Below are 21,924 nucleotides of genomic sequence, written 5' to 3' on the forward strand. Positions count from 1 at the left end.
TCCTCGGAGTAGTTCTTGCGGGCCATGGTCCTGATCATCTCGCTTCCCCAGCACATGGCTGGATTCAGCGTGTCCAAGAACCAGGGTCAGGGCCCGCGCGCCTTCAACTGGAGGGTTGCCCATCGAAAATTCCGCTGGGCAACCCTCCACTTGAATAGGCAACCCCCACACGCCCGGCCCAACCCCCCAGATGAGAAGGCACCCCCTCAACTGGAGGGTTGCCTACCGAAAATTCCACTGGGCAACCCTCCACTTGAATAGCCAACCTTCCGGTTGTGGGGGCAAGCGCAGGCGCCGTGACGCGGGGGCGATGCGGGTGGGTGACCGGGGTCACCGCAGGGGTGCTTGCAATTGCAAGCACGTTGCTAGCACACTGGATGCATGGCCAAGTTGAGTGATCGGGCGGCTGGGGCGGTGGGCTCCCTCGGGGAGTACCTCGCCGAGCAGCGGCGGCAGGCGCAGTTGTCGCTGCGGCAGTTGTCCGACTTGGCCGGTGTGTCGAACCCGTACCTCAGCCAGATCGAGCGCGGCCTGCGGAAACCGTCGGCCGAAGTGCTGCAGCAGCTCGCGAAGGCGTTGCGGATCTCCGCGGAGACTCTGTACGTGCGGGCCGGCATCCTCGATCCGGACGACGACCCGGACGGCTCCGGTAGCCGTCAGGCGTCCGGTGTGGTCGACGCCGTCCTGCTCGACCCCGCGCTGACCGAGCGGCAGAAACGCGTCCTGCTGGACGTGTACATGTCGTTCGTCCGCGAGAACACCCCCGACGAGCCGCCGGCTCGCGAGGGCACCGCTGACTGAACCTGCTGACAACACCCCGAGGAGAAGCCTGATGGCTACCCGTACGCCTGTAACCCCGTTCTACGCGATCGCCGGTGCCGGCGACGTCGCGGTCGAGAAGCTCCGCGCTGTCGGCGAGGACGTCACTGCCCGGATCGCGAAGCTCGACCAGAAGACCCTGCAGAACGAGCTGACCAAGGCCCAGTCCGAGCTGATCAAGGCGCAGAGCGAGCTGACCAAGCGGCTCGAGGCACTCGTCGCCGATGCCCGCACCGCCCCGGCCAAGCTGCGCGAGCTGCCGAAGACCGCGCAGACCGGTTTCACTGCCGTGCTCGGCCAGGCCGAGGAGACCTACGAGGACCTGGCCGGCCGCGGCAAGGACCTGGTCGAGCGGATCCGCCACCAGAAGGCGACCGAGGACCTGGTCGCGTCCGCCAAGACCACGGCGAGCAAGGCCAAGGCCACCCGGACCACCACCCGGAAGACCGCGCAGTCCGCGACCCGCGCCGCGAAGTCGACCGCGACCAGCGCCCGCAAGACCGCGAAGTCCGCCGCCAAGGCGACCCAGTCTGCGGCCACCAAGGTCGGCGACTGACCGTAGTTATTTGCCCACTGTGAGTGTGAGTTTGCGATCGGGCGGTCCACAGCTGTGACTTCACAGCGGTGGGCCGCCCGGTCTGTCGGTTAGGCTCGGAGCATGATCACCTTCCAGAGCCTGATCCCCGGATTCGGCGATCCGCTGTCGGTCATCTGGTGGGTGCTGCTCGCGATCAAGCTGGTCGCGCTCGTCGACGCACTGTTCCGACCGCGCGCGGTGTTCATCGCCGCCGACAAGCTCACCAAGCCCGGGTGGGTGCTGATCCTGAGCGTGTTCACCCTCAGTCAGTTCTTCCAGGGCTGGCTCAGCTTCTTCGGCCTGATCGGCATCGTGGCGTCCGCCGTCTACCTCGTCGACGCCCGACCCGCCCTCCGCGCCGCCACTGGCCGCGGCCGAGGCGGCTGGGGCGCCATCCGCCGCCGCCGCGGTCCCCGCCCGCTGTAGCATCCGCCGCAGTTCCCACCCACCACGCGCGATCCGGCCCCGTCGGGTCAGCCACTGTCGACGTCAGTGGCAGCCACTGTCAGCGTCAGCTAGCCGGGGGTGTGCACCCTTTCCAGGGGGCTTGAACACGGAATTTCCTGTCCAAACCCACCAGAACCTGTTCACACCCACCAGAGCCGGCGCGCTCGGCCTGTCGTACGGCGGTCTTCGCGCGAGCCGACGTACCGCCCACCAGGTGCACCCGCGCACTCCACGCACCGCTCACCGGACAACGCCCGCGCACAGAGCAGCGCCCTGGCGCCGAAGTGAGGGCAGTTCGCGGGGGTGTGCACCCTTTTCCGGGGGGCTTGAACACCGAATTTCCTGTCCAAACCCACCACAACCCGTTCACACCCACCAGAGCCGGCACCGGGCTGCAGCGGGCGAGCCAGTTCGCGGGCGTGTGCGGGCTGCAGCGGGCGAGGCAGTTCGCGGGGGTATGCACCCTTTCCAGGGGGCTTGAACACGGTATTTCCCGTCCAAACCCACCACAACCTGTACACACCCACCAGAGCCGGCACCGGGCTGCAGCGGGCGAGCCAGTTCGCGGGCGTGTGCGGGCTGCAGCGGGCGAGGCAGTTCGCCGGGGGTGTGCACCCTTTCCGGGGGGCTTGAACACGGAATTCCCGTCCAAACCCACCACAACCTGTTCACACCCACCAGAGCCGGCGCCGGGCTGCAGCGGGGAGGCAGTTCGCGGGGGTGTGCACCCTTTCCAGGGGGCTTGAACACGGAATTCCCGTCCAAACCCACCACAACCTGTTCACACCCACCAGAGCCTGCGCCGGGCTGCAGCGGGGAGGCAGTTCGCGGGGGTGTGCGGGCTGCAGCGGGCGAGGCAGTTCGCGCGGGTGTGCACCCCTTCCAGGGGGCTTGAACACCGAATTTCCCGTCCAAACCCACCACAACCTGTTCACACCCACCAGAGCAGGCATCGGCACACCGGCGTACCGGGCGAGCGCGGATGGTGCTACGAGCGGTACACGATGACTTTGTCGCCGACCTTGATCTGGTCGAAGAGGACCTTGATCTTGGCGAGGTCGCGGACGTTCACGCAGCCGTGGGAGGCGCCGTTGTAGCCGCGGGCGGCGAAGTCGGAGGAGTAGTGCACGGCCTGGCCGCCGCTGAAGAACATCGCGTACGGCATCGGTGAGTCGTACAGCTTCGAGACGTGGTTGCGGCTCTTCCACCCGACGGTGAAGCCGCCTTCACGGGTCGCGGTCTTGGCGGCGCCGAACCGTACGTCGAGTTGCATCTTCACGACGCCGTCGACGACGTACCGCAGCTTGCGGGTGGTCTTGTCGATGCACAGCGCCACGCCGGTCGCGCAGCGCGGGTCGAGCTTCTTGCCGTTCACCACCGGCGCCGGCGGGTACAGCTCGGTCTGGGTCGGCTCACGGGTGACCTTGACCAGCTGGTCCCAGGTGTTCTGGTCGACGTACCCGAGCGGCGGAATGCCCTTGGACTTCTGGAACTTCTTCACCGCGGACCGGGTCATCGTCCCGAACTCGTCGTCCTGGTACCGCTTCTCGAGCAGGTTGAGCTGCACGAGCCGCGCCTCGACCTTGCGGACGTTGGTCCCGCTGGAGCCGTTCTTCCACAGCGCCTTCGGGTAGATCGGGAGCTCGCCGGTGACCTCGAACGGCACGGTCTTCAGGTCCTGCGGGGCCGCGGTCGCATTGGTACCGGTACTCAGCAGTGCCGCAAGCACGCCTCCGACCACCAACCCGCCCAGCACCTTGCGAATGATCAGCCCGCGCATCGGACACCCCTTCAGCAGCCCCGTTCCTACACTGGTAGGACGCCCTCACAGCCAATTCGGTTGGCGTTTCAGAGTACCGGAGGAATCGCACGATGGAGATCGTCCTGAGTACCGCCGACATCACGACGGTACCCGCGGATGCGATCGTCAACGCGGCGCATCACGCGTTGCGCGGCGGCGGAGGCGTCGACGGCGCGATCCATCGGGCGGGCGGACCGGAGATCCTCGCGGAGCTCGTCGAGCGGTATCCGAACGGCACTCCGACCGGTACGGCGGTGTGGACGACGGCCGGCGCGCTACCGGCGACGTACGTGATCCACGTCGTCGGACCGAACTACACCGCGGGCCAGCGGGATCCCGCCCTGCTGGAGTCCTGTTACCGCAACGCGCTGCGGATCGCCGACGAGCTCGACGTCAAGACGATGACCCTGCCCGCGGTGTCGGCCGGTATCTACGGCTGGCCCACCCAATCGGCCGCGGACATCGCTGTCGAGACGTTGCGCCGTACGCCGACGCGCGTCGCGCGAGCCACGTTCTGCCTGATCGAACCACGGCTCTTCAAGGCATTCAGCAACGCAACAGCGGCCGGGGAGTAGCTCCCCGGCCGCCGCCGCAAACCTCAGCTCACTTGCTGTAGACGACCACGCGGTCGTTGACCTTCACCCGCGCGAAGATCCAGGCGATCTTCTTCTTGTCGCGAACGTTCACGCAGCCGTGCGAGGCGCCGTTGTACCCGCGGGCCGCGAAGTCCGACGAGTAGTGCACCGCCTGGCCGCCGCTGAAGAACATCGCGTACGGCATCTTCGAGCCGTACAGCGAGGACACGTGGTTCTTCGACTTGCGGTAGACCCGGAAGACGCCGTTGCGCGTCGGGGTCTTGCTGGAGCCGAAGCGCACGTCCATGATCTGCACCGGCTTGCCGTTCACCATGTAGACCAGCTTGCGGGTCTTCTTGTTGATGCACAGCACCCGCCCCTTGGTGACGCAGCGGCGGTCGATCCGGTACTTCGCGATCAGCGCGCTGCTCGACGTCGCCTTCGGCTTGTCCGGGGTGGCCTTCGGCGGCTGCCCGATCGGCTGCGGAGCGTCGGTCGCCTTCTGCGCCGACGTCGCCCCCTGCGGCGCGGCCTCGGCCGAGGTGGTCGCCGACAGCGTGCCGACGCCCACGAAGACGGCGGCCGTCAGGGTGGCGCCGACCTTACGCAGAATGCCCATTGTTTCCTTGTCCTTCCCCCAAAGTGTGCTTCCACAAGACAGACGTCGATACTTCACGTCCGGTTGGTAACGAATCAGAACTTTCTGTCCCCCGCCACTGACCGAGGACTGGTGTATCACACCCGCGCGAGACCGCGCGCGCTCCGTCAGCGACCGTTTCCAGAACGTGTTCTAGGAGGAAAGGGCACGCAGCCGGCGCAGGACTTCCTCGGCCCCGAGTGCCTGCGCGGTCGCGTGCAGATCAGGGCTGCGGGTGGCACCGGTGATCGCGACCCGGACGAGCTGTGAGGCCTCACGGATCGAACCGACGTAGCTGTCCGGATCCTTCTTGTACTCCTTGTTGTTCGGAGCGAACCGATGCTTGCCGGCCAGGGTCCGGATCTGGTCGAACCACTCCTGCGGATCATCCAGGTGCTCGTAGCTCGCGACCAGATCGGCGGCGAACGCGGTGGTCACCTCAGGCGCGACTCCGAGCGGCGCAAGCCGCTCGTCGGTCGGCCCCGCGACCGGCTGGAACAGCTCCGGGAAGAAGAAGCCGTACGCGGGCCGGAAGTCCGACCACTTCCGCAGGTCCTTGCGCGGGTTCTCCACACCGTCGCGCTCGACCGCGAGGGCCCGCAGCGCGAGGTCCTTCTCGTTGTCCAGCACGGGTACCAGCTCGGCGTCGTACTCCACGGCCCAGACACGTACGGCGTCCAGGATCTGCTGCCCGCTCAACGTCGCGATGTGGTCGGCGCTGATGTCCTCGAGCTTGACCAGGTCGACCAGTGGACCGGCGACACCGCACTGGCTGAGGTCGATCGGCGTCGACAGCGCCTCGGCCAGCGGCAGCTCGGCGAGCCGGCCGTTGGCGAGGCCGCGCAGGTAGTACAGCACCGCTTCGGCCGGGTAGCCGGCGCTGATGTAGAAGTCGACGCCTGCCTCGGGATCCTTGCGCTTGGACAGTTTCCGCTTGCCGCCAGGGATCTGCTTCATCAGCGGCGCGATGTGTGCGTACGTGATCGGCTCGAATTCGAGCGCCGCGAACAGCTGCTGGTGCAGCGGCACGGACGAGATCCACTCGTCGCCGCGGATCACCAGGTTCACCCGCATCAGGTGGTCGTCGACCGCATGCGCGAAGTGGTACGTCGGGAGCCGCGGCGACTGGTCCGAGGACTTCAAGATGACCGCGTCGTTCCGGTTCGCCTCGTGCTCGAGGCGGCCGCGGATCGCGTCGACGAAGCTGGTGCGCTGCCCGTCGGCGTCCTCCGGCGCCCGGAAGCGCACCACGTACGGCGCTCCCTCGGCGAGCTTGGCGGCGACGTCGGCCGGATCGGCGTCGCGCCAGATCGCCCAGCGGCCGTAGTACCCGGTCGGGACCTTCGCGGCCTGCTGGCGGGCGGTGATGTCGGCCAGCTCGTCCTTGGTCGCGAAGCACAGGTACGCCTTGCCCTGGCGGAGCAGGTGCCGCACGTACGTGAGGTAGATCCGCTCGCGCTGCGACTGCAGGTACGGACCGTAGGCGCCGTGATCCTTGTCCTCGTCGGAGCTGATGCCGAAATACTCGAAGGCGCGCGCGAACTGCTCCAGCGCACCCTCGACCTCCCGGGACTGGTCGGTGTCCTCGACGCGCACCAGGTACACGCCGCCGGTGTTCGACGCGATGTCGCGGTCGATCATCCCGACGTAGATGCCGCCGATGTGGATGAACCCGGTCGGCGACGGACCCAGCCGGGTGACCTTGGCGCCCTCGGGCAGGTCGCGCTGCGGGTACTGGTCCTCCCAGTACTGCGGCTCCGGCAGGTCGGTCGGGAACAGCCCGTCGATCACGGCACGATCCAGCATCATCAGCTCTTCATCAGCTCTTCGACTTGCGACCGAGCTTCGCCCGCTCGATCTGGGTGAGGGCGACCTTGCGCATCCGGATGGCGTCCGGGGTGACCTCGACGCACTCGTCCTCGCGGCAGAACTCCAGCGACTGCTCGAGCGACAGCTTGCGCGCGGGCACCAGCTTCTCGAACTCGTCGGCCGTGGACGACCGGACGTTGGTCATCTTCTTTTCCTTGGTGATGTTCACGTCCATGTCGTCGGCGCGCGAGTTCTCGCCGACGATCATGCCCTCGTACACCTCGGTCGTCGGCTCGACGAACAGGGTGCCGCGCTCCTGCAGGTTGATCATCGCGTACGACGTCGCGGCGCCGGCCCGGTCCGCGACCAGGGAACCGCTCGGGCGGGTGCGCAGCTCGCCGAACCACGGCTCGTACCCCTCGAACACGTGGTGCGCGATACCGGTGCCGCGGGTGTCGGTGAGGAACTCGGTCCGGAAACCGATCAGGCCGCGGGCCGGGACCAGGAACTCCATCCGCACCCAGCCGGTGCCGTGGTTGGTCATCTGCTCCATCCGGCCCTTGCGGACCGCGAGCAGCTGGGTGACCGTGCCGAGGTACTCCTCCGGGCAGTCGATGGTCAGCCGCTCGACCGGCTCGTGGCGCTTGCCGTCGATCTCGCGGGTGACCACCTGCGGCTTGCCAACGGTCAGCTCGTACCCCTCACGGCGCATCTGCTCGACCAGGATCGCCAGCGCCAGCTCACCACGGCCCTGCACCTCCCAGGCGTCCGGACGCTCGGTCGGCAGAACCCGGATCGACACGTTGCCGACCAGCTCCTTGTCGAGCCGGTCCTTGACCAGGCGGGCGGTGACCTTGGTCCCCTTCTGGCGGCCGGCCAGCGGGGACGTGTTGGTGCCGATCGTCATCGAGATGGCCGGCTCGTCCACGGTGATCAGCGGCAGCGGCTTCGGGTTCTCCGGGTCGGCGAGGGTGTCGCCGATCATGATCTCGGGGATTCCCGCGATCGCGACGATGTCACCCGGCCCGGCCGAGTCGCCGGGCACCCGCTCGAGCGCCTCGGTGACCAGCAGCTCGGTGATCTTGACCCGCTCGATCGTGCCGTCGTGCTTGCACCAGGCGACCTGGGCGCCCTTCTTCAGCGTGCCCTCGTGCACCCGGACCAGCGCGAGCCGGCCGAGGAACGGCGAGGCGTCCAGGTTGGTCACGTGGGCCTGCAGCGGCGCGTCCTCGACGTACTCCGGGGCCGGGACGTTGTTGAGGATCGTCTCGAACAGCGGCTCGAGGTCGTCGGAATCCGGCAGGCCGCCGTCCTCCGGCTGGTTCAGCGAGGCGCGGCCGGCCCGGGCGGACGCGTACACGACCGGGAAGTCCAGCGCACTCTGGTCGGCGTCGTGGTCGAGCAGGTCGAGGAACAGCTCGTACGTCTCGTCGACGACCTCGGCGATCCGGGCGTCGGAGCGGTCCACCTTGTTGACCACAAGGATCACCGGCATCTTCCGGGCGAGCGCCTTGCGGAGCACGAACCGGGTCTGCGGCAGCGGGCCCTCCGAGGCGTCGACGAGCAGCACGATCGCGTCCACCATCGACAGGCCGCGCTCGACCTCGCCGCCGAAGTCGGCGTGGCCGGGGGTGTCGATGATGTTGATGGTCACCTGCTCGCCGTTGGCCATCTTGTGCCGTACGGCGGTGTTCTTGGCGAGGATCGTGATGCCCTTCTCACGCTCCAGGTCGCCGGAGTCCATGGCGCGCTCGTCGACGTGCTGGTGGGCTCCGAAGGCGCCCGACTGCCACAGCATCGCGTCGACGAGGGTGGTCTTGCCGTGGTCGACGTGGGCCACGATCGCGACGTTGCGCAGGTCGTTACGGACAGGCATGAGGGAGCGCTCCAAGTCATCGAAGGGTGTTAGGCGGTGGCTACGGCTGGTTTCACGTGCCACTCGACACAGGGCGCAGCCCTCTCATCCTACCGGTGACCGATCGTGGCCGGAAAACGGCCGGATCCATGTTTGACTTTTGTTGACTGGACGTCCAGTCTATAAGCGGCGCCTGGGGAGGGGTCTGGAAACAACGGGGGGTCAGCCCGAGGCGTCGGGCACACGAGTTGGGGGGTTTGCCCGGCGCTTCAGGCTTCGACCGGAAGAGGAAGGTTCGTTGCCGCGATCGGCCGCCCTGAACCAGGAGCTGCGAGCCCGCTCCCGGGAGCGGATCCTGGCCGCCGCGCTCGAGGTCTTCGCGGCGAAGGGGTTCGAGTCCGCCTCGATCTCCGACATCACCGCCGCCGCCGGCGTCTCCCGCGGTCTGCTGGCGTACTACTTCGCGACCAAGGAACAGCTCGCCGCCGAGCTCCTGGACCGCTGGCTGGACGGCATCGCGGGCATCCTGTCGATCCAGGGCACCCCGGACGAGCGCCTGGCCGGCATCATCGACGGCGCCCTGATGGCGGCCGCGACGACGCTGCCGATCCAGCGGCTGGCGATCTCGCTGATGATGCAGCCCAGCACCCACGACGTGTTCGCCCGCGTCGAGCAGGCCAAGTCCGACCGCCTGTGCCTGGTCGAGGACGCGATCCGGGACGTCTTCGCGGCCCGTGGCGCGGCCGACCCGGCGGTCGAAGAGATGTTGCTCAGAGCAACGTTGGAGGGCGTGACCGTGAAGCTCGCGATCTACCGCGAGACGTTCCCGCTCGAGGACATCCGCCGTCGGCTGTACGCCGGGTACGGCCTGCCGATGCCCGCGGCGCCGCTGCCGGTGCCGTCACCGCCCGTCGACCGGCTGCGGGCCAAGTGATCGCGACGGGTTCCACCGGAAGAGACGGGTGCGGTTGCGGAGTGCTGCGCGCGACGGGGTGAGCCGCAGTGTCGACGTCGTCGTCCACATCAACGAAGTGACCGAGCCGCGACTCAGCCGAAGACGGCCGGGTTGGGCCGAACCGAACCCACCTTGACGCCCCCACCCACCACGGCGGCGTCGAGGTGCCGGCCGACGACCGGTGCGTCGACACCGATCCGGCGCAGCGTGGCAGCGGTCGCGACCAGTCGGGCGCGCTTGGCGGCGTCACCGTCCTCGATCTTCACCGCGATCCCCCGCCCGTCCGGCAGTCCGACCGCGTACACGCCCTCGGCGCCGACCTTGCAGAACAGGCCGTCGACACCGCGCATCAGCTCGGTTTCGTCCCGTGTACTCCCGCTGGCGTACTCCGGGTACTGCCGGAACGCGTCGGCGACCCGCCCCTCGAGCGTGTCCGGGGCCGCGGCTGCGAACAGACCGAAGGAGCGCGCCAAGCCGGCGAGGCTGAGCGCGAAGATCGGCGCGCCGCAGCCGTCGACGGCGACGTAGGAGACCTTTTCGCCGGCTGTGTCCTCGATCGCGGTCCGGATCGCCTGCTGCAGCGGGTGGTCCGGCGAGCGGTAGTCGTCGCGGCCCCAGCGCGCCTGCGGGTCGCTCTCGGTCGCCGGATCGTGGATCGGCCAGCCGTTCAGCGTGCTGGTCAGGATCTTCGCGGCGTGCTTGCCCGAGCAGTTCATCGCGATGCGTTCCGGCGTACGGCCGGTGCGGATCCACTCGTCCCGGTCCGGGCCGTCCAGCGGGTACGCCGCCGGGGTACGGAGCGCGGACGCGTCGAGACCGGCCAGCGCGAGGATCTCGCGGACGCCGTCCAGGTGGAAGGGTTCGCCGGAGTGGGAGGCGCCGGCCAGGGCGAGGAGCTTGCCGTCGAGCGGGAGCCCGTTGCGGAGCATGCCGAGCGCCTGCATCGGCTTGTTGGACGAGCGCGGGAACATCGGCTGGTCCACGACACCGGCGGACCAGGCGACGGTGCCGTCGGGGTCGGTCACCACGACGGAGCCGCGGTGGCGGCCTTCGACGAAGCCGTTGCGGACGACGTCGGCCAGGATCACGGGTTCGGTCACGGCTGAACTGTACAGGTGCAAAACACCTGGTTGGGGATGATTCCCCTCACAGCCGGGCGCGGACGTGCAGACCGACCTCAGGGTCGACCAGGACCTCCTGCGTGGCCGTCACCGTGGGCTGATCCTCGGCGACGATCTCGAGCACGGCGGCCGGGTCGACGTTGCGCTTGACCAGCGCGAGCGCGATCGGACCGAGCTCGTGATGCCGGGCCGCGGACCCGATGAACCCGACCTGCTTGGCACCGGCTTTCACCGCGTACCCGTGGGCCGGCAGGTGGTCGACCGAACCGTCCAGGTGCAGCAGCACCAGGCGGCGCGGCGGACGGCCGAGGTTGTGGATCCGGGCCACGGTTTCCTGGCCGCGGTAGCAGCCCTTGTTCAGGTGGACGCCGACGCCGAGCCAGCCGAGCTCGTTCGGAATCGCGCGCTCGTCGGTGTCCAGCCCGAAGCGCGGCGCACCGCTCTCGATCCGGAGCGCCTCGTACGCCCACACACCGGCCGCGGGACCTTCCAGCCCGGCCAGCTCGGCACGCGGCAGGAACACCTCGTGACCACCCAGCGAGTCCTCGCCGCTGCGCGTCAGATGTTCTCCTTCGGGCGCGCCCGGGCGCCAGACGATCGCGTAGTCGTCGGTCACGTCCGCGATCTCGACCCGGGACATGAACACCATCTTCTGCAGCCACTCCACCAGCGCGGTCGCCGCGCCGGGCTCCGTGTGCAGCCAGAACGTCTCGCCGTCGTCCACGCCGTACATGACGTGCTCGACGTGCCCGGTCGGGGACAGCAGCAGCGCGGTCGTCGACGTACCGGGCTTGAGGCCCTCGAAGAACTGCGTGGTCAGCGCGTGCAGCCAGGTGAGCCGGTCCGGGCCGGTGATGGTCACCACGTCACGGTGCGACAGGTCCACGAACGCCGCACCGGCGATCAGCGCCCGTTGCTCGCGCAGATCGGAGCCGTAGTGCGCCGCGACGCCGGCGTCGATTCCGTCGGCCTCGACCGCGCCGGGCCGGTCCAGCAGGGGGCTGCGCTTGCGTGACATGTCACCAGAGTACGTCGGGTGGCGTACGGCGATCGCCTCCCACCGTGGGATGTGGACAACCGCCGCTCCGACGAGGCTGGAGGCATCAACTTTCGGTGAAGGGAGCGAGCGATGAGTGACAGGCGATTCCGGTTCGGCGTGGTGGGTAGCCCGCGGTCCGGTGACGAGTGGATCAAGACGGTTCGCCGCGCGGCGGATGCCGGGTATGCGACCGTGCTGATGCCGGACGGGCTGCAGTTGCCGTCGCCGTTCCCGTCGCTGGCGATGGCCGCCGCGGTCGCGGACGTCCGGGTCGGCACGTTCGTCGTGGCTGCGCCACTACGGACGCCGCGGGCGACCGCGTGGGAGGCGCACACGCTGACCGTGCTGACCGACGGCCGGTTCGAGTTCGGCATCGGGACCGGGCGGCCGGACGCGGAGCAGCAGACGGCCGAGATCGGCCTGCCATGGGGATCGGCCAGGGAGCGACGCGATCAGGTCCGCCGAACCCTGGACCATCTGCAGGAACTCGACGGCGAGCGCCGTACGCCGATCATGCTCGCGGCCGGCGGACCGCGGGCACTCGCCCTCGCCGCCGCGCGTGCCGACATCGTGTCGCTGGCCAAGGACGCGATGACCCCGCGCGCAGAGGTCGCCCGGCTGGTCCGCGAACTCCGTGAGCTGGCCGGGACTCGGGCCGACGACATCGAGCTGGCACTGAACCTGTTCGCCGCCGGGACGCGCGAGCTGCCGCCGTGGACCAGGCGCGCGGCCGGCGTCGAGCCCGAGGTTCTGGAGCAGAGCGACTCGTTGATGATGCTGCGCGGTACGCCGCAGCAGATGGCCGACGAGCTGCAGCGGCGGCGTGACGAGCTGCACACGTCGTACATCAGCGTGAACTCGACGTACCTCGACGACCTCGCGCCGGTCGTCGAGCTGCTGAACGGCAAATGACACAGCGCTGCCCGCCGGGTCTGAGGTCCGGCGGGCAGGGCTGGGAGGGGTGGGACAGGTAGCTCAGGAATCGTTGGCGCGACCAGCGCCGGCACCGGCACCGGCTGCGGCTGGGATCGCGGCCGGGGCGTCGCCGCCGTGGGTGTCACCGGCCGCGAACGCGACCTCGTCGAACGGGTCCTCGCCGGCGAACACCTGACGGGCCTGCTCCTTGTCGAACTCGCCGACCCAGTGGCCGACCAGCACGGTCGCGACCGCGTTGCCGGCGAAGTTCGTCAGCGCCCGCGCCTCGGACATGAACCGGTCGATGCCGACGATCAGGCCGACGCCGTCCACCAGCTCCGGGCGGTGCGACTGCAGGCCGCCGGCCAGCGTCGCGAGACCGGCACCGGTGACACCGGCGGCGCCCTTCGAGGCGACGATCATGAACAACAGCAGCGAGATCTGCTGCCCGATCGAGAACGGCGTGTCCATCGCCTCCGCGATGAACAACGACGCCATCGTCAGGTAGATCGCCGTACCGTCGAGGTTGAACGAGTACCCGGTCGGGACGGTGATACCGACCACGGACTTGTCGACGCCGAGATGTTCCATCTTCCCGATCAGCCGGGGCAGGGCGGTCTCCGACGACGAGCTGGACACGATCAGCAGGAACTCGCGGCCGAGGTACCGCAGCAGCTGGAAGATCGAGACCCCGGCGACCGCCCGCAGGATCGTGCCGAGGACGACGATCACGAACAGCAGGCAGGTGACGTAGAAGGCCAGCATGATCTTCAGCAGGCTGACCAGCGCGGTCGACCCGGCCGCACCGACCACCGCCGCGAGCGCACCGAAGGCACCGATCGGCGCCGTCCACATGATCATCGACAGGATCTTGAAGACCAGCCGCTGGATGTGCCCGATCCCGGTCAGGATCGGCTGCCCCTTCGAGCCCATCGCCTGCAGCGCGAATCCGACGAGCAGCGCGACCAGTACGGTCTGCAGTACCTCGCCCTCGGTCAGCGAGGACAGCAGTGACTTCGGGATGATGCCGAGGATGAAGTCGGTCGTCGTCTCGTGCGCGCCGGCGGCCTGCTTCTGGCCGGCCTCGCGCAGCTTGTCGGTCAGGTTCAGCCCGGAGCCCGGCTGGACCAGGTTGCCGACCACGAGACCGATGGCGAGCGCGACCGTCGACATCACCAGGAAGTAGACGAGCGCGAGACCGCCGACCTTGCCGACGCTGGCGGCCTGCCGGACCGAGCCGATGCCGATCACCAGCGTGCAGAAGATGATCGGGCTGATCAGCATCTTGATCAGGTTCACGAAGCCGGTGCCGAGCGGTTTCAGCTCGACCGCGAAGTTGGGGAACAGCAGCCCGACACCGATGCCGAGCAGGGCGGCGACGATGACGGCGATGTAGAGGAAATGGGTGCGGTCGTTGCGGACCGGGGTCGGGCGGGGTTCGGTTTGGCTCGACATGTGGTGGGACTCCCTGTATCGGCCTGTGGCGGAGGGGACTGCTCAGCCTGTTGCGGGGCTTGGTGAGTAACTGTGACGTGACGCACAAGCGAAGCGGGCATTTCGTTCATATCGTTCGCCGCGCGAACTCGGGGCAGACTGTTCGCCATGAAACATCGGCCGTGGGAGCTGCGCCGCCAGGTTCTCTGGTTGCAGACCGTCACGGTCACCGTACTCATCGCCATGGTCTGGACCGTGATGGTCAGCCGTTCCCGGGCGCAGGCGCTCCGCGACCAGGCCGCGAGCGGGATCCCGGCGCCGGGCCTGTGGGAGCTGATCCGGCTCGATCTGCGCTCGATGCTCGGCATTGCCAGCCTGATGCTCGGGGTCGCGATCGCCGGCAACGCGCTCGTCACCTGGCGGGTCCGGCGCGCGACCCGCGGCGTCGGCACCCAGTCGCTGGCGCGGATGCTCGACTTCTACGAGGGCGTCCTGCATGCCGCCCGCGAGGGCCTGATCCTGCTCGACATCGACGGCCGCGTCCAGCTCGCGAACGACGAGGCGCTGACGCTGCTCGGCCTGCGCTCCGTCGACCCCGGCACTCCGCTCGAGGAGCTCCCGCTGAACACCTCGCTGGCCGAGCTGCTCGCGACCGGGCGGACGGCGTACGACGAGTTGCACCTCGGCGCGCGCGGTGTCGTGGTCGTGAACCAGCAACCGTCCGGCCGCGGACGGATCGTCACGCTGCGGGACCACACGCAGTTGCAGGCGCTGCTCGGTGAGCTCGACGCCGTACGGAGTCTGGCGGAATCGCTGCAGGCACAGAATCATGAGGCGTCGAACCGGCTGCACACCGTCGTCAGCCTGATCGAGATCGGAAGACCGGAAAAGGCGCGGGAGTTCGCGGTGTCGGAGTTGCAGTTCGCCCAGGCGATGACGGACCGGGTGGTCGGCACGGTCGGTGATCCGGTACTCGCCTCGCTGTTGCTGGCGAAGCTGGCGCAAGCGCAGGAGCGCGGCGTCGTCCTCTCGCTCGACCTCGGCCACGAGGCGCTGAGCACTCGGCTGCCGGCGCAGGACGTGGTGACCGTGGTCGGAAACCTGCTCGACAACGCGATCGAGGCCGCGCGCGGCGGCCCGGCGCCACGCAAGGTCGAGCTCCGCGCCGCGACCACCGTCGACGCCGTGGACCTGGTGGTGACGAACACGGGAGCGGAGCTGGGATCGATGGAGCTGGCCCGCATGTTCGAGCGCGGCTGGACCACGAAGGCCGAGCCGGGTCACGGGCTGGGGCTCGTGCTGGTGCGCAGCACGGTCGAGCGGTGGCAGGGTTCTCTCATGGTGGATCCGGACTCCGAGCTGGACGACGTACCGGCGCTGACCGTACGAGTGCGGTTGCCGCGGGCGGTGGGCGCGAGTGCCTGACCTGCGCGTCCTCGTCGTCGAAGACGATCCCGTCGCTGCCGAGGCCCACCGCACCTACGTCGAACGGCTACCCGGCTTCACCTGCATCGGCATCGCCGGTACGGCGGGACGCGCGCTGCAGGTGCTGACCCGGGGCACGATCGACGTCGTCCTGCTCGACATGAACCTGCCGGACGGTCACGGACTGGACGTGGTCCGGCGAATGCGGGCCTTGGGCAACCAAACCGACGTGGTCGCGGTGACGTCGGCGCGTGAGGTCGCGGCGGTACAGGCGGCGGCGCGGATCGGCGTCGTGCAGTACGTGTTGAAGCCGTTTGCCTTTGAAACATTGCGCGATCGACTGACGGCGTACGCGCGACAGCGGCGGGCGGCGATGCTCGGTGAGGTGGTCGCGGATCAGGACGAAGTCGACCGACTGTTGCATCCGGCAACCATGTCGTCGGTGCCCAAGGGGCTGTCCGGATCAGTGCTGGATCGGGTGGTTCAGTTGCTCGCGGACCGTGAGGGATGGACGGCGGAGGAGGTGGCATCGTCGCTCGGAACCTCGCGGATCACGGCGCGGCGGTACCTCGAACACCTCGCCGATCAGGGGCAGGCGTTGCGGACGCAGCGGTACGACGGACGCAGCGGGCGGCCGAAGGTCGAGTACTCCTGGGTGGCGGAGAGCTGAGGGTCAGGCGCGGACGAGGGTGGCCCAGAGGTGCGGCTGGAGCGCCTGGCCTTCGGCGGCCATGTCGTACGCCCACAGCAGCTCGCCGTTGACCAGCCCGTACAGCCGGTGGCCGGCGGTGACTTCCTTCGCGGTCACGGTCCGCGCCACCACATCGGTGCGGAGCTCGATCTTCGCGCCGTCGATGTCGCCGTACCAGATCTCGGAGATGCCGGTCGGGTGCGCGAGGATCACCTCGACCTTGTTGTCCGGCTGCGGCCGCCAGAACCCGGTCTCGACGGCGAGCGGACGCTCCTTGGTGCCGTCCTCGCCGACCACGAACGTCTGACTCACATAGTGCAGATACGGCTTGCCGTTGTGCGTGAAGTCGATCTGCTGTCCGAACTCGAACTTCTCGATCGTCGGATAGTCACCGTGCCCGCGCCCCTCCCAGCGACCGAGCAGCCACGCCAGTGGCACCAGGTCAGGGTGCAGGTTCTGCGGGATCTCGAACGGCATGCGATCGCTCAGTTCGCACTACGGCCGCGGTACAGCCGGTAGACGACGAATGCCGAGAACCAGCCCATGAACACACAGACCAGGACCAGCAGCGTGGTGAAGACGACATGCAGCACGTCCGCCAGTCTAGAGGATGCGTACGGCGGCGTTCGGCTACGGTGGCGTGATGTCCCGCACGCTCGTGATCAAGCTGACCGCAGGCGCCGAGGAACCCGAACGCGCCAACCAGGCCTTCACCGTCGCCGCCACCGCCGTCGCGTCCGGAGCGACCGTCTCCTTGTGGCTTACCGGCGAAGCCGTCTGGTTCGCCGTCCCCGGCCGCGCCGAGACCTTCGACCTCCCCCATGCCGCGCCGCTCGCAGACCTGCTCGCGGCAGTCCTGGAAGGCGGTCAGCTCACCGTCTGCACCCAGTGCGCCAAACGCCGCAACCTCACCGAGGCCGACCTGCTCCCGAACACCCGAGTAGCCGGCGCCCCCGCCTTCACCGAAGAAATCCTCACCGACAACACCCAGGCGATCGTCTACTAGCCGCACCAGGGAGTTCGCGCCCGACGTAGGAGGTTTTGCGCCGGACGTAGGAGGGTTTCACCCCATAATCCGGGTAAATCCCTCCAACGTTCGGCACCTGTCCTCCTGGGTCAGCGCTCGCGGCCGGTGTCTTGGGGGCCCCGTTCGTTGCGGTTGCGGTCTTGAGTGCGTTGGGCGGCGGGCGTGCCGGGGCGTTCGCTGGTGGCCACGGCGCCTTCGCGGCTGGTTGCGCCGGCGGCGGGGGCCTGCCCGGCTTGGGTTTTGTCCAGCACCTCGCGCTCCTTCGGCGGGAGGTCACGGCCGGGGCCCGCCTGGACGGGCTGCTGGCCGGCGCGGGCCTCGGCGATCGCCGGCTCCTCCGGGGGACGCCACTGGGTGGCTTGCGCTTCGCTCGTCCGGCCCTGCGTTTGGGTGCTCGGCCTGGCACCGTCCTGGCCGTCTTGCCCCTGGCCGTCTTGCCCCTGGCTTTCCTGGCCCTGGCCGGTGGTCTCGTTGACCGCGGTTTGTGAGGCGTCGGCGAGCTGCTGCGTGTTCGGCCCGTTCCCCTGCGGAGCCTGACCAGCACCCTGCTCCTGAGCCTGAACCTCCTGCGCCTGAACCTCCTGCCCCTGCGGAGCCTGCACCTGCTGGGCCTGCACCTGCTGGGCCTGCGGCTGCTGGGCCTGCTGAACATCGGTCTGCGGAGCCTCAACCTCAGCCGCGTCCACCTGCTGCCCGTCCACCTGCTGCCCGTCGACCTGAGGCGAGTCCACCTGCGGCGAGTCCACCGACTGCGGGTCCGCCTGCGGACCTTCGTGCTGCGCTCGGACCTCGGCGTCCTGGCCCGGTTCGGCGTCCAGCGCGGAGTCCTGCTGCTGGCTGTCCTGTTCCGCGGTGGTTTCGGCGGTCGGGTCGTCGACGGCGGGTGCGGTGTCGACCTCGCGGTCCATATCCGTGTCGACCTGCGGGTCCTCGGTGTCGACGGTCGGCTCGTCGCGGCCGTCGGCGTCGCGCTCGCCTTCCTGCTGGCCCTCGGCGCGCTGCTGGTCCAGTTCGTCGTCGAGCTCGTCAGCTACGGCCGCCGCACCACCGGCCGCCGCGCCCGCTGCCAGCGGGTCGACGCCGTCGCGCTGGTCCCGCTGACGGTCCTCGTCCTCGCGCCGGCGCCGCTCCTCGTCCTGCCGCTCGCGATCTTCCTCGCGCCGCTGCACCGCGTCGTCCACACCGTCGCCGTCACGGTCGTTGGCGTCGTCGTTCTGCTGGTCGATCTCGTCACGGCGCTCGGTCGAGTCGTCCCGGCCGTCGCGATCCAGATCGGTCCGGTTCTGTACGCGGTCGTCGCGACCGTCCCGATCCCGGTCGTTCGCGAGGTCCGCGTCCCGGGTCTGGTCCCGAAGGTCGCGGTTGCGCTCTTCGAGTTGCCGGTTGCGCTCCTCGGCCTGGCGGTTCTGCTCGGCGAGTTCCTCGTTCTGCCGGGCCAGGCGCGCTGCCTCCTCGATGGCCCAGGTCCGAGCGGCGCCGTCGGGAACGGTGGTCGTTCGGTCCGGTCCCCAGCGGTTCGCGTTGCGGCCTTGCTCGACAAGGATCCGCCGGAGCTGCCGGTCGGCCAGCGCTCGATGCAGGGCACGCACCTGCCGCAGCACGCGCTGGAAACCAGCGGTCAGCGAGCGGACGACATCGTCAGTGTGTTCGTCGCCGGTCGTCGTCATCACGCCACCTCATTGGCATAGACGGAGTACCCGAAGCCGGCTGCTGTTTCGCCCGGCCCGGGCTGAGACGCGTACAGATGGAATTCGGCTCCCGGCCGGAGCCAGACCGCGAGGTGCCGGCGGCGGCCGCGCCATTCAGGCGGGATGCGCAGGTCGTCACCCGGACCGACGAACACCGGCGCGCCCCAGTACTGCCGGGCCAGCGCCAGTTGATCCGGCCAGTGCGCGTCGAGGCCTTCCTCGGCCGCGGTCAGCTCGGACGGACCGATCTCGTACGCGGACCAGCCGCTGCGTGGGCTCTCCGGGAGAACAGCGTCGGGCAGCACGAGCATCACCGTCTCGCGCTGGGTCACCAGACCCCAGGTGTACCGATCGGGATCGATACTGCCCGGGGCCCACGGACGCCAGCCCGTAGCGGTCGAGACGCGGTGCACCAGGGCACGGATCGCGTCCATGCCGGTGGACGGCGGGCCCCAGACCGATCGCCAGTCGACGACCTCGGCCAGATCCGCCATCGCCCGCTCGTCGTCGTCGGACGGCAGCTCCTGCGTCTTCACGCCGCCACACTCCCTTCGTCAAGTTTGCTCAGAGTATGCCCCGATCGGTACCACTGCCGGCCGCCCGAACGCAGACCTGTGGATAACTGGTCCCGGCGCGGACCGTTCGCGAACAGTAAGCCGCGGTACGCCGTTCGCGAGCAGTAAGCGAAGTACGCCGTCCACACCGCCTGGCGTGCGTTGTAGTGGAAACATGAAGCTTCCGGTACTGCCGACGGAGAAGTCGTTCCAGTCCCCGTTGCACCACCCGCGGGTGGCGACAGTCATCGGCCGCTGGCTCGGCACGGCCGTCGTGATCTGCTTCCTGACCGGTCTTTACAGCCATTTCCTGCAGGACACCCCGAGCTGGCTGCCGATCCCCAGCCGCCCGGCGCACCTGTACCGCGTGACCCAAGGTCTCCACGTCCTCAGCGGCATCGTCGCCGTACCGCTGCTGCTCGCGAAGGTGTGGACGGTCTACCCGAAGCTCTTCGCGAAGCTGAACCCGAAGGCGATCGGCCCGACGCTCGAGCGGCTCTCGATCCTCGTCCTGGTGTCCGCTATGGCCCTCGAACTCCTCATCGGGTTCGTCAACACCTTGCAGTGGTACCCGTGGCCGTTCCCGTTCCGGCAGACGCACTACGCGCTCGCCTGGATCATCGTCGGCGCGCTCGCCGTCCACCTCGCCGTCAAGTTGCCGCTCATCCGCGCGAACTGGCGCCGTACGCCGGAACCCACACCGGAATCGCTCCCGGCCAACACCACCGGCCTGACCCGCCGCGGCTTGTTCCGTACCGTTGCTGGCGCCGCCACGCTCGTCGGCCTCACCACGGTCGGCCAGTCCGCATCGCCGCTGGGCGCGATCGCCGTCCTCGCGCCACGCAAACCCGGCATCGGCCCGCAAGGACTGCCGGTGAACCGTACGGCGGAAGCGGCCGGAGTGAGCGGGATCGACGCGACCTGGCGCTTCACGATCGCGGGCCCGAAGCAACTGTCCTTCACCCTCGACCAACTGAACGCCCTCCCGCAGCACCGCTCCGACCTGCCGATCGCCTGCGTCGAAGGCTGGAGCCAAGGAGCGCGCTGGGAAGGGATCCGGATCCGCGACCTGCTCCAGGCCGTCGGCGCCGCACCGCATTCCAGGGTCCGCGTGGTCTCGATGGAGAAAGGCGGCTTCTACGGGACGAGCGAGCTGCCCGAGGAGTTCGCCGCCGATCCCCTGACGCTGCTCGCGCTCCGCCTCAACGGGTCCGAGCTCGCACTCGACCATGGCTTCCCCGCGCGGATCATCGCGCCGAACCGTCCCGGCGTACTGCAGACCAAGTGGGTTCACCGGCTGGAGGTTGTCGCATGAAGCTGCGCGTCGGACTCGCCGCCCTCGGCGTGCTGGCGGGACTCTGGGGCGTCTGGAAGCTCGTCCAAACGGTCGCCATCCCCGCCCTGATCCGGCTGCCGATCTGGCTCGCCGGAGCCGTTGTCGCCGACGACTTCGTGCTCGTACCGCTGACGGTCGTCGCCGGGTGGCTCGTCACCCGCTGGGCGACGGGCCCCGGTCGGCACCGCACGGTCGGTGTGGTCCGGACGACCTTGGTGTACGTCGGGATCACCAGCCTGATCGCCGTACCGCTGCTGCTGCGTCAGGGCAAGGGAGTCAACCCGACGATCCTGCCCCGCGACTACCTCCGCGACTGGTTATTGCTGGAAGCAACGATCATCGTCGGCGGTGTGATCGCCCTGGTGGTTCAGCGCTTCACGTTCAACAGGTCGCGCGCCTCGTCGGGAGACATCGGCGGCCGCTGAGCCAGGGTCGTCAGCGTGGCGGCGCGCTCGACGAGCTCGGCGTTGTGCGTCACCGGCTGCCCCTTCGCCAGCGTCAGCGTGTCTTCCATACCGACGCGGAGGTGGCCGCCCTTTGACAGCGCGGCCAGCGCGACCGCCAACGACGTACGGCCGATGCCGGTGGCGGACCAGGACGTGACCGCGTCGGGCAGCGCGTTCACCGCTGCCACGAGTGCGTCCGCCGTACCGGGCATTCCGCCGGGCACCCCCATCACCAGGTCGCAGTGCACGCGGCCGCCGTACGGCAGACCGTACTTGTCCAGCAGCCGGTGCAGCGCCGCGACGTGACCGAGGTCGAACAGCTCGAACTCGGGCACGATCTCGCGCTCCTGGGTGAGCTGGAAGAGCTGCGTCACGAACGGCCACGGGTTCATGAACACGTCGTCACCGAAGTTGACCGTGCCCATCGTGAGCGAACAGGAGTCGGGCGCGGCGTCCAGGACGCGCAGGCGGTCCTCGTACGGATCGGTGACCGCGCCGCCGGTCGACAGCTGGACGACCAGCGCGGTGTTCTCCCGGATCGCGGCGACCGTGTCGGTCAGCCGGCCGAGGTCCAGCGTCGGCTTGTGCTCGCCGTCGCGGATGTGGATGTGGATCATCGCCGCTCCCGCGGCCTCGCAGCGCCTGGCGGTCTCGACCAGCTCGGCGAGCGTGGTCGGCAACGCCGGACAGTCCGCCTTCGCGGTCTCGGCACCGGTGGGAGCAACAGTGATCAGAGTCGACGCCATGGACAAATCCTGCCAGATCGCACGGTG

The 21,924-nt window shown here is 68.9% G+C and carries 22 protein-coding genes; 11 read left to right on the top strand and 11 right to left on the bottom strand.

Translation table 11 applies throughout. From position 1 onward, the window contains the following. The first annotated feature begins 381 nt into the window (after window positions 1–381). From AB0B82_RS17805 to AB0B82_RS17815, 3 genes are all read left to right on the top strand, one after another. Window positions 382–801, top strand: a complete 420-nt coding sequence (locus AB0B82_RS17805; RefSeq protein WP_360168967.1) for a helix-turn-helix transcriptional regulator — start codon at window positions 382–384, stop codon at window positions 799–801. A gap of 31 nt (window positions 802–832) precedes the next feature. Next, a complete protein-coding gene (locus AB0B82_RS17810) occupies window positions 833–1,375 on the top strand; it encodes a hypothetical protein (protein WP_360168970.1) in 543 nt (180 codons plus the stop codon). Between the two features lie 102 nt (window positions 1,376–1,477). Further along, window positions 1,478–1,822: a DUF2516 family protein gene (locus tag AB0B82_RS17815; RefSeq protein WP_360168973.1), complete on the top strand. Its 345-nt coding sequence runs from the start codon at window positions 1,478–1,480 to the stop codon at window positions 1,820–1,822. Between the two features lie 1,009 nt (window positions 1,823–2,831). On the opposite strand, the gene AB0B82_RS17820 is transcribed toward AB0B82_RS17815, so the two are convergent. Beyond that, the gene (locus tag AB0B82_RS17820; RefSeq protein ID WP_360168976.1) at window positions 2,832–3,623 is read right to left on the bottom strand and encodes a L,D-transpeptidase family protein; all 792 of its coding nucleotides are present in this window, start codon (window positions 3,621–3,623) and stop codon (window positions 2,832–2,834) included. Window positions 3,624–3,715: 92 nt separating this feature from the next. On the opposite strand from AB0B82_RS17820, the gene AB0B82_RS17825 reads away from it, so the two are divergent. After that, a complete protein-coding gene (locus tag AB0B82_RS17825) occupies window positions 3,716–4,219 on the top strand; it encodes a macro domain-containing protein (protein WP_360168979.1) in 504 nt (167 codons plus the stop codon). Between the two features lie 28 nt (window positions 4,220–4,247). On the opposite strand, the gene AB0B82_RS17830 is transcribed toward AB0B82_RS17825, so the two are convergent. The 3 genes from AB0B82_RS17830 to typA form a co-directional block, all read right to left on the bottom strand. Beyond that, window positions 4,248–4,838: a L,D-transpeptidase gene (locus tag AB0B82_RS17830; RefSeq protein ID WP_360168982.1), complete on the bottom strand. Its 591-nt coding sequence runs from the start codon at window positions 4,836–4,838 to the stop codon at window positions 4,248–4,250. Between the two features lie 171 nt (window positions 4,839–5,009). Further along, window positions 5,010–6,665 (bottom strand): glutamate--tRNA ligase family protein, encoded by a 1,656-nt coding sequence (locus AB0B82_RS17835; protein WP_360168985.1) that lies wholly within the window; start codon window positions 6,663–6,665, stop codon window positions 5,010–5,012. Between the two features lie 10 nt (window positions 6,666–6,675). Continuing rightward, window positions 6,676–8,541 (bottom strand): translational GTPase TypA, encoded by a 1,866-nt coding sequence (typA, locus tag AB0B82_RS17840; RefSeq protein WP_360168988.1) that lies wholly within the window; start codon window positions 8,539–8,541, stop codon window positions 6,676–6,678. Between the two features lie 277 nt (window positions 8,542–8,818). On the opposite strand from typA, the gene AB0B82_RS17845 reads away from it, so the two are divergent. After that, a complete protein-coding gene (locus AB0B82_RS17845; protein WP_360168991.1) occupies window positions 8,819–9,454 on the top strand; it encodes a helix-turn-helix domain-containing protein in 636 nt (211 codons plus the stop codon). A 113-nt stretch (window positions 9,455–9,567) separates the two neighbouring features. Here AB0B82_RS17845 and AB0B82_RS17850 read toward each other — a convergent pair whose 3' ends face one another. Then, a complete protein-coding gene (locus AB0B82_RS17850) occupies window positions 9,568–10,575 on the bottom strand; it encodes an asparaginase (protein WP_360168994.1) in 1,008 nt (335 codons plus the stop codon). Between the two features lie 46 nt (window positions 10,576–10,621). Next, window positions 10,622–11,614, bottom strand: a complete 993-nt coding sequence (locus AB0B82_RS17855) for a glycine cleavage T C-terminal barrel domain-containing protein (protein ID WP_360168997.1) — start codon at window positions 11,612–11,614, stop codon at window positions 10,622–10,624. A 111-nt stretch (window positions 11,615–11,725) separates the two neighbouring features. Here AB0B82_RS17855 and AB0B82_RS17860 point away from each other — a divergent pair, with 111 nt between their 5' ends. Then, on the top strand, window positions 11,726–12,547 hold the full coding sequence (locus AB0B82_RS17860) for an LLM class flavin-dependent oxidoreductase (protein WP_360169000.1): 822 nt from the start codon (window positions 11,726–11,728) through the stop codon (window positions 12,545–12,547). A 63-nt stretch (window positions 12,548–12,610) separates the two neighbouring features. On the opposite strand, the gene AB0B82_RS17865 is transcribed toward AB0B82_RS17860, so the two are convergent. After that, window positions 12,611–14,005 (bottom strand): cation:dicarboxylase symporter family transporter, encoded by a 1,395-nt coding sequence (locus AB0B82_RS17865; protein ID WP_360169003.1) that lies wholly within the window; start codon window positions 14,003–14,005, stop codon window positions 12,611–12,613. A gap of 147 nt (window positions 14,006–14,152) precedes the next feature. Here AB0B82_RS17865 and AB0B82_RS17870 point away from each other — a divergent pair, with 147 nt between their 5' ends. Together AB0B82_RS17870 and AB0B82_RS17875 are read left to right on the top strand one after the other, a co-directional pair. Beyond that, complete coding sequence (locus tag AB0B82_RS17870; protein ID WP_360169006.1) at window positions 14,153–15,409, top strand: ATP-binding protein; 1,257 nt, start codon at window positions 14,153–14,155, stop codon at window positions 15,407–15,409. Further along, window positions 15,402–16,079, top strand: a complete 678-nt coding sequence (locus tag AB0B82_RS17875) for a response regulator (protein ID WP_360169009.1) — start codon at window positions 15,402–15,404, stop codon at window positions 16,077–16,079. The genes AB0B82_RS17870 and AB0B82_RS17875 overlap by 8 nt, the downstream gene beginning before the upstream one ends. Window positions 16,080–16,082: 3 nt before the next feature. Here AB0B82_RS17875 and AB0B82_RS17880 read toward each other — a convergent pair whose 3' ends face one another. After that, window positions 16,083–16,577 carry an FABP family protein gene (locus tag AB0B82_RS17880; RefSeq protein WP_360169011.1) on the bottom strand — a complete coding sequence of 165 codons (495 nt, stop codon included), beginning with the start codon at window positions 16,575–16,577 and terminating at the stop codon, window positions 16,083–16,085. 166 nt (window positions 16,578–16,743) lie between these two features. Between AB0B82_RS17880 and AB0B82_RS17885 the strand changes: the two genes are divergently transcribed. Beyond that, window positions 16,744–17,106, top strand: coding sequence for a DsrE family protein (locus AB0B82_RS17885; protein WP_360169014.1), 363 nt, complete (start codon window positions 16,744–16,746; stop codon window positions 17,104–17,106). A 110-nt stretch (window positions 17,107–17,216) separates the two neighbouring features. Here the strand turns inward: AB0B82_RS17885 and AB0B82_RS17890 are convergent, their stop codons facing one another. Next, entirely contained in the window at window positions 17,217–18,794 is a 1,578-nt protein-coding gene (locus AB0B82_RS17890) for a hypothetical protein (RefSeq protein ID WP_360169017.1), read from the bottom strand. Continuing rightward, window positions 18,794–19,351, bottom strand: a complete 558-nt coding sequence (locus AB0B82_RS17895; RefSeq protein WP_360169020.1) for a hypothetical protein — start codon at window positions 19,349–19,351, stop codon at window positions 18,794–18,796. Before AB0B82_RS17895 ends, AB0B82_RS17890 begins: the two co-directional genes overlap by 1 nt. Window positions 19,352–19,544: 193 nt before the next feature. Between AB0B82_RS17895 and AB0B82_RS17900 the strand changes: the two genes are divergently transcribed. Further along, window positions 19,545–20,684 carry a molybdopterin-dependent oxidoreductase gene (locus tag AB0B82_RS17900; protein WP_360169023.1) on the top strand — a complete coding sequence of 380 codons (1,140 nt, stop codon included), beginning with the start codon at window positions 19,545–19,547 and terminating at the stop codon, window positions 20,682–20,684. Next, entirely contained in the window at window positions 20,681–21,130 is a 450-nt protein-coding gene (locus AB0B82_RS17905; protein ID WP_360169026.1) for a hypothetical protein, read from the top strand. The genes AB0B82_RS17900 and AB0B82_RS17905 overlap by 4 nt, the downstream gene beginning before the upstream one ends. Here AB0B82_RS17905 and AB0B82_RS17910 read toward each other — a convergent pair. After that, complete coding sequence (locus AB0B82_RS17910) at window positions 21,073–21,897, bottom strand: 3-keto-5-aminohexanoate cleavage protein (RefSeq protein WP_360169029.1); 825 nt, start codon at window positions 21,895–21,897, stop codon at window positions 21,073–21,075. The two genes, AB0B82_RS17905 and AB0B82_RS17910, sit on opposite strands and share 58 nt — an antisense overlap. Window positions 21,898–21,924: the final 27 nt, after the last annotated feature.

It is taken from the genome of Kribbella sp. NPDC048915, from assembly GCF_040649595.1.
Lineage (GTDB): Bacteria > Actinomycetota > Actinomycetes > Propionibacteriales > Kribbellaceae > Kribbella.

Bases quoted from the DNA above. Each gene is read 5' to 3' on its own strand.
- AB0B82_RS17805 (WP_360168967.1), top strand. From the start codon at position 382: ATGGCCAAGTTGAGTGATCGGGCGGCTGGGGCGGTGGGCTCCCTCGGG.
- AB0B82_RS17810 (WP_360168970.1), top strand. From the start codon at position 833: ATGGCTACCCGTACGCCTGTAACCCCGTTCTACGCGATCGCCGGTGCC.
- AB0B82_RS17815 (WP_360168973.1), top strand. From the start codon at position 1,478: ATGATCACCTTCCAGAGCCTGATCCCCGGATTCGGCGATCCGCTGTCG.
- AB0B82_RS17820 (WP_360168976.1), bottom strand. From the start codon at position 3,623: ATGCGCGGGCTGATCATTCGCAAGGTGCTGGGCGGGTTGGTGGTCGGA.
- AB0B82_RS17825 (WP_360168979.1), top strand. From the start codon at position 3,716: ATGGAGATCGTCCTGAGTACCGCCGACATCACGACGGTACCCGCGGAT.
- AB0B82_RS17830 (WP_360168982.1), bottom strand. From the start codon at position 4,838: ATGGGCATTCTGCGTAAGGTCGGCGCCACCCTGACGGCCGCCGTCTTC.
- AB0B82_RS17835 (WP_360168985.1), bottom strand. From the start codon at position 6,665: ATGATGCTGGATCGTGCCGTGATCGACGGGCTGTTCCCGACCGACCTG.
- typA (WP_360168988.1), bottom strand. From the start codon at position 8,541: ATGCCTGTCCGTAACGACCTGCGCAACGTCGCGATCGTGGCCCACGTC.
- AB0B82_RS17855 (WP_360168997.1), bottom strand. From the start codon at position 11,614: ATGTCACGCAAGCGCAGCCCCCTGCTGGACCGGCCCGGCGCGGTCGAG.
- AB0B82_RS17860 (WP_360169000.1), top strand. From the start codon at position 11,726: ATGAGTGACAGGCGATTCCGGTTCGGCGTGGTGGGTAGCCCGCGGTCC.
- AB0B82_RS17865 (WP_360169003.1), bottom strand. From the start codon at position 14,005: ATGTCGAGCCAAACCGAACCCCGCCCGACCCCGGTCCGCAACGACCGC.
- AB0B82_RS17870 (WP_360169006.1), top strand. From the start codon at position 14,153: ATGAAACATCGGCCGTGGGAGCTGCGCCGCCAGGTTCTCTGGTTGCAG.
- AB0B82_RS17880 (WP_360169011.1), bottom strand. From the start codon at position 16,577: ATGCCGTTCGAGATCCCGCAGAACCTGCACCCTGACCTGGTGCCACTG.
- AB0B82_RS17885 (WP_360169014.1), top strand. From the start codon at position 16,744: ATGTCCCGCACGCTCGTGATCAAGCTGACCGCAGGCGCCGAGGAACCC.
- AB0B82_RS17890 (WP_360169017.1), bottom strand. From the start codon at position 18,794: ATGACGACGACCGGCGACGAACACACTGACGATGTCGTCCGCTCGCTG.
- AB0B82_RS17900 (WP_360169023.1), top strand. From the start codon at position 19,545: ATGAAGCTTCCGGTACTGCCGACGGAGAAGTCGTTCCAGTCCCCGTTG.
- AB0B82_RS17905 (WP_360169026.1), top strand. From the start codon at position 20,681: ATGAAGCTGCGCGTCGGACTCGCCGCCCTCGGCGTGCTGGCGGGACTC.
- AB0B82_RS17910 (WP_360169029.1), bottom strand. From the start codon at position 21,897: ATGGCGTCGACTCTGATCACTGTTGCTCCCACCGGTGCCGAGACCGCG.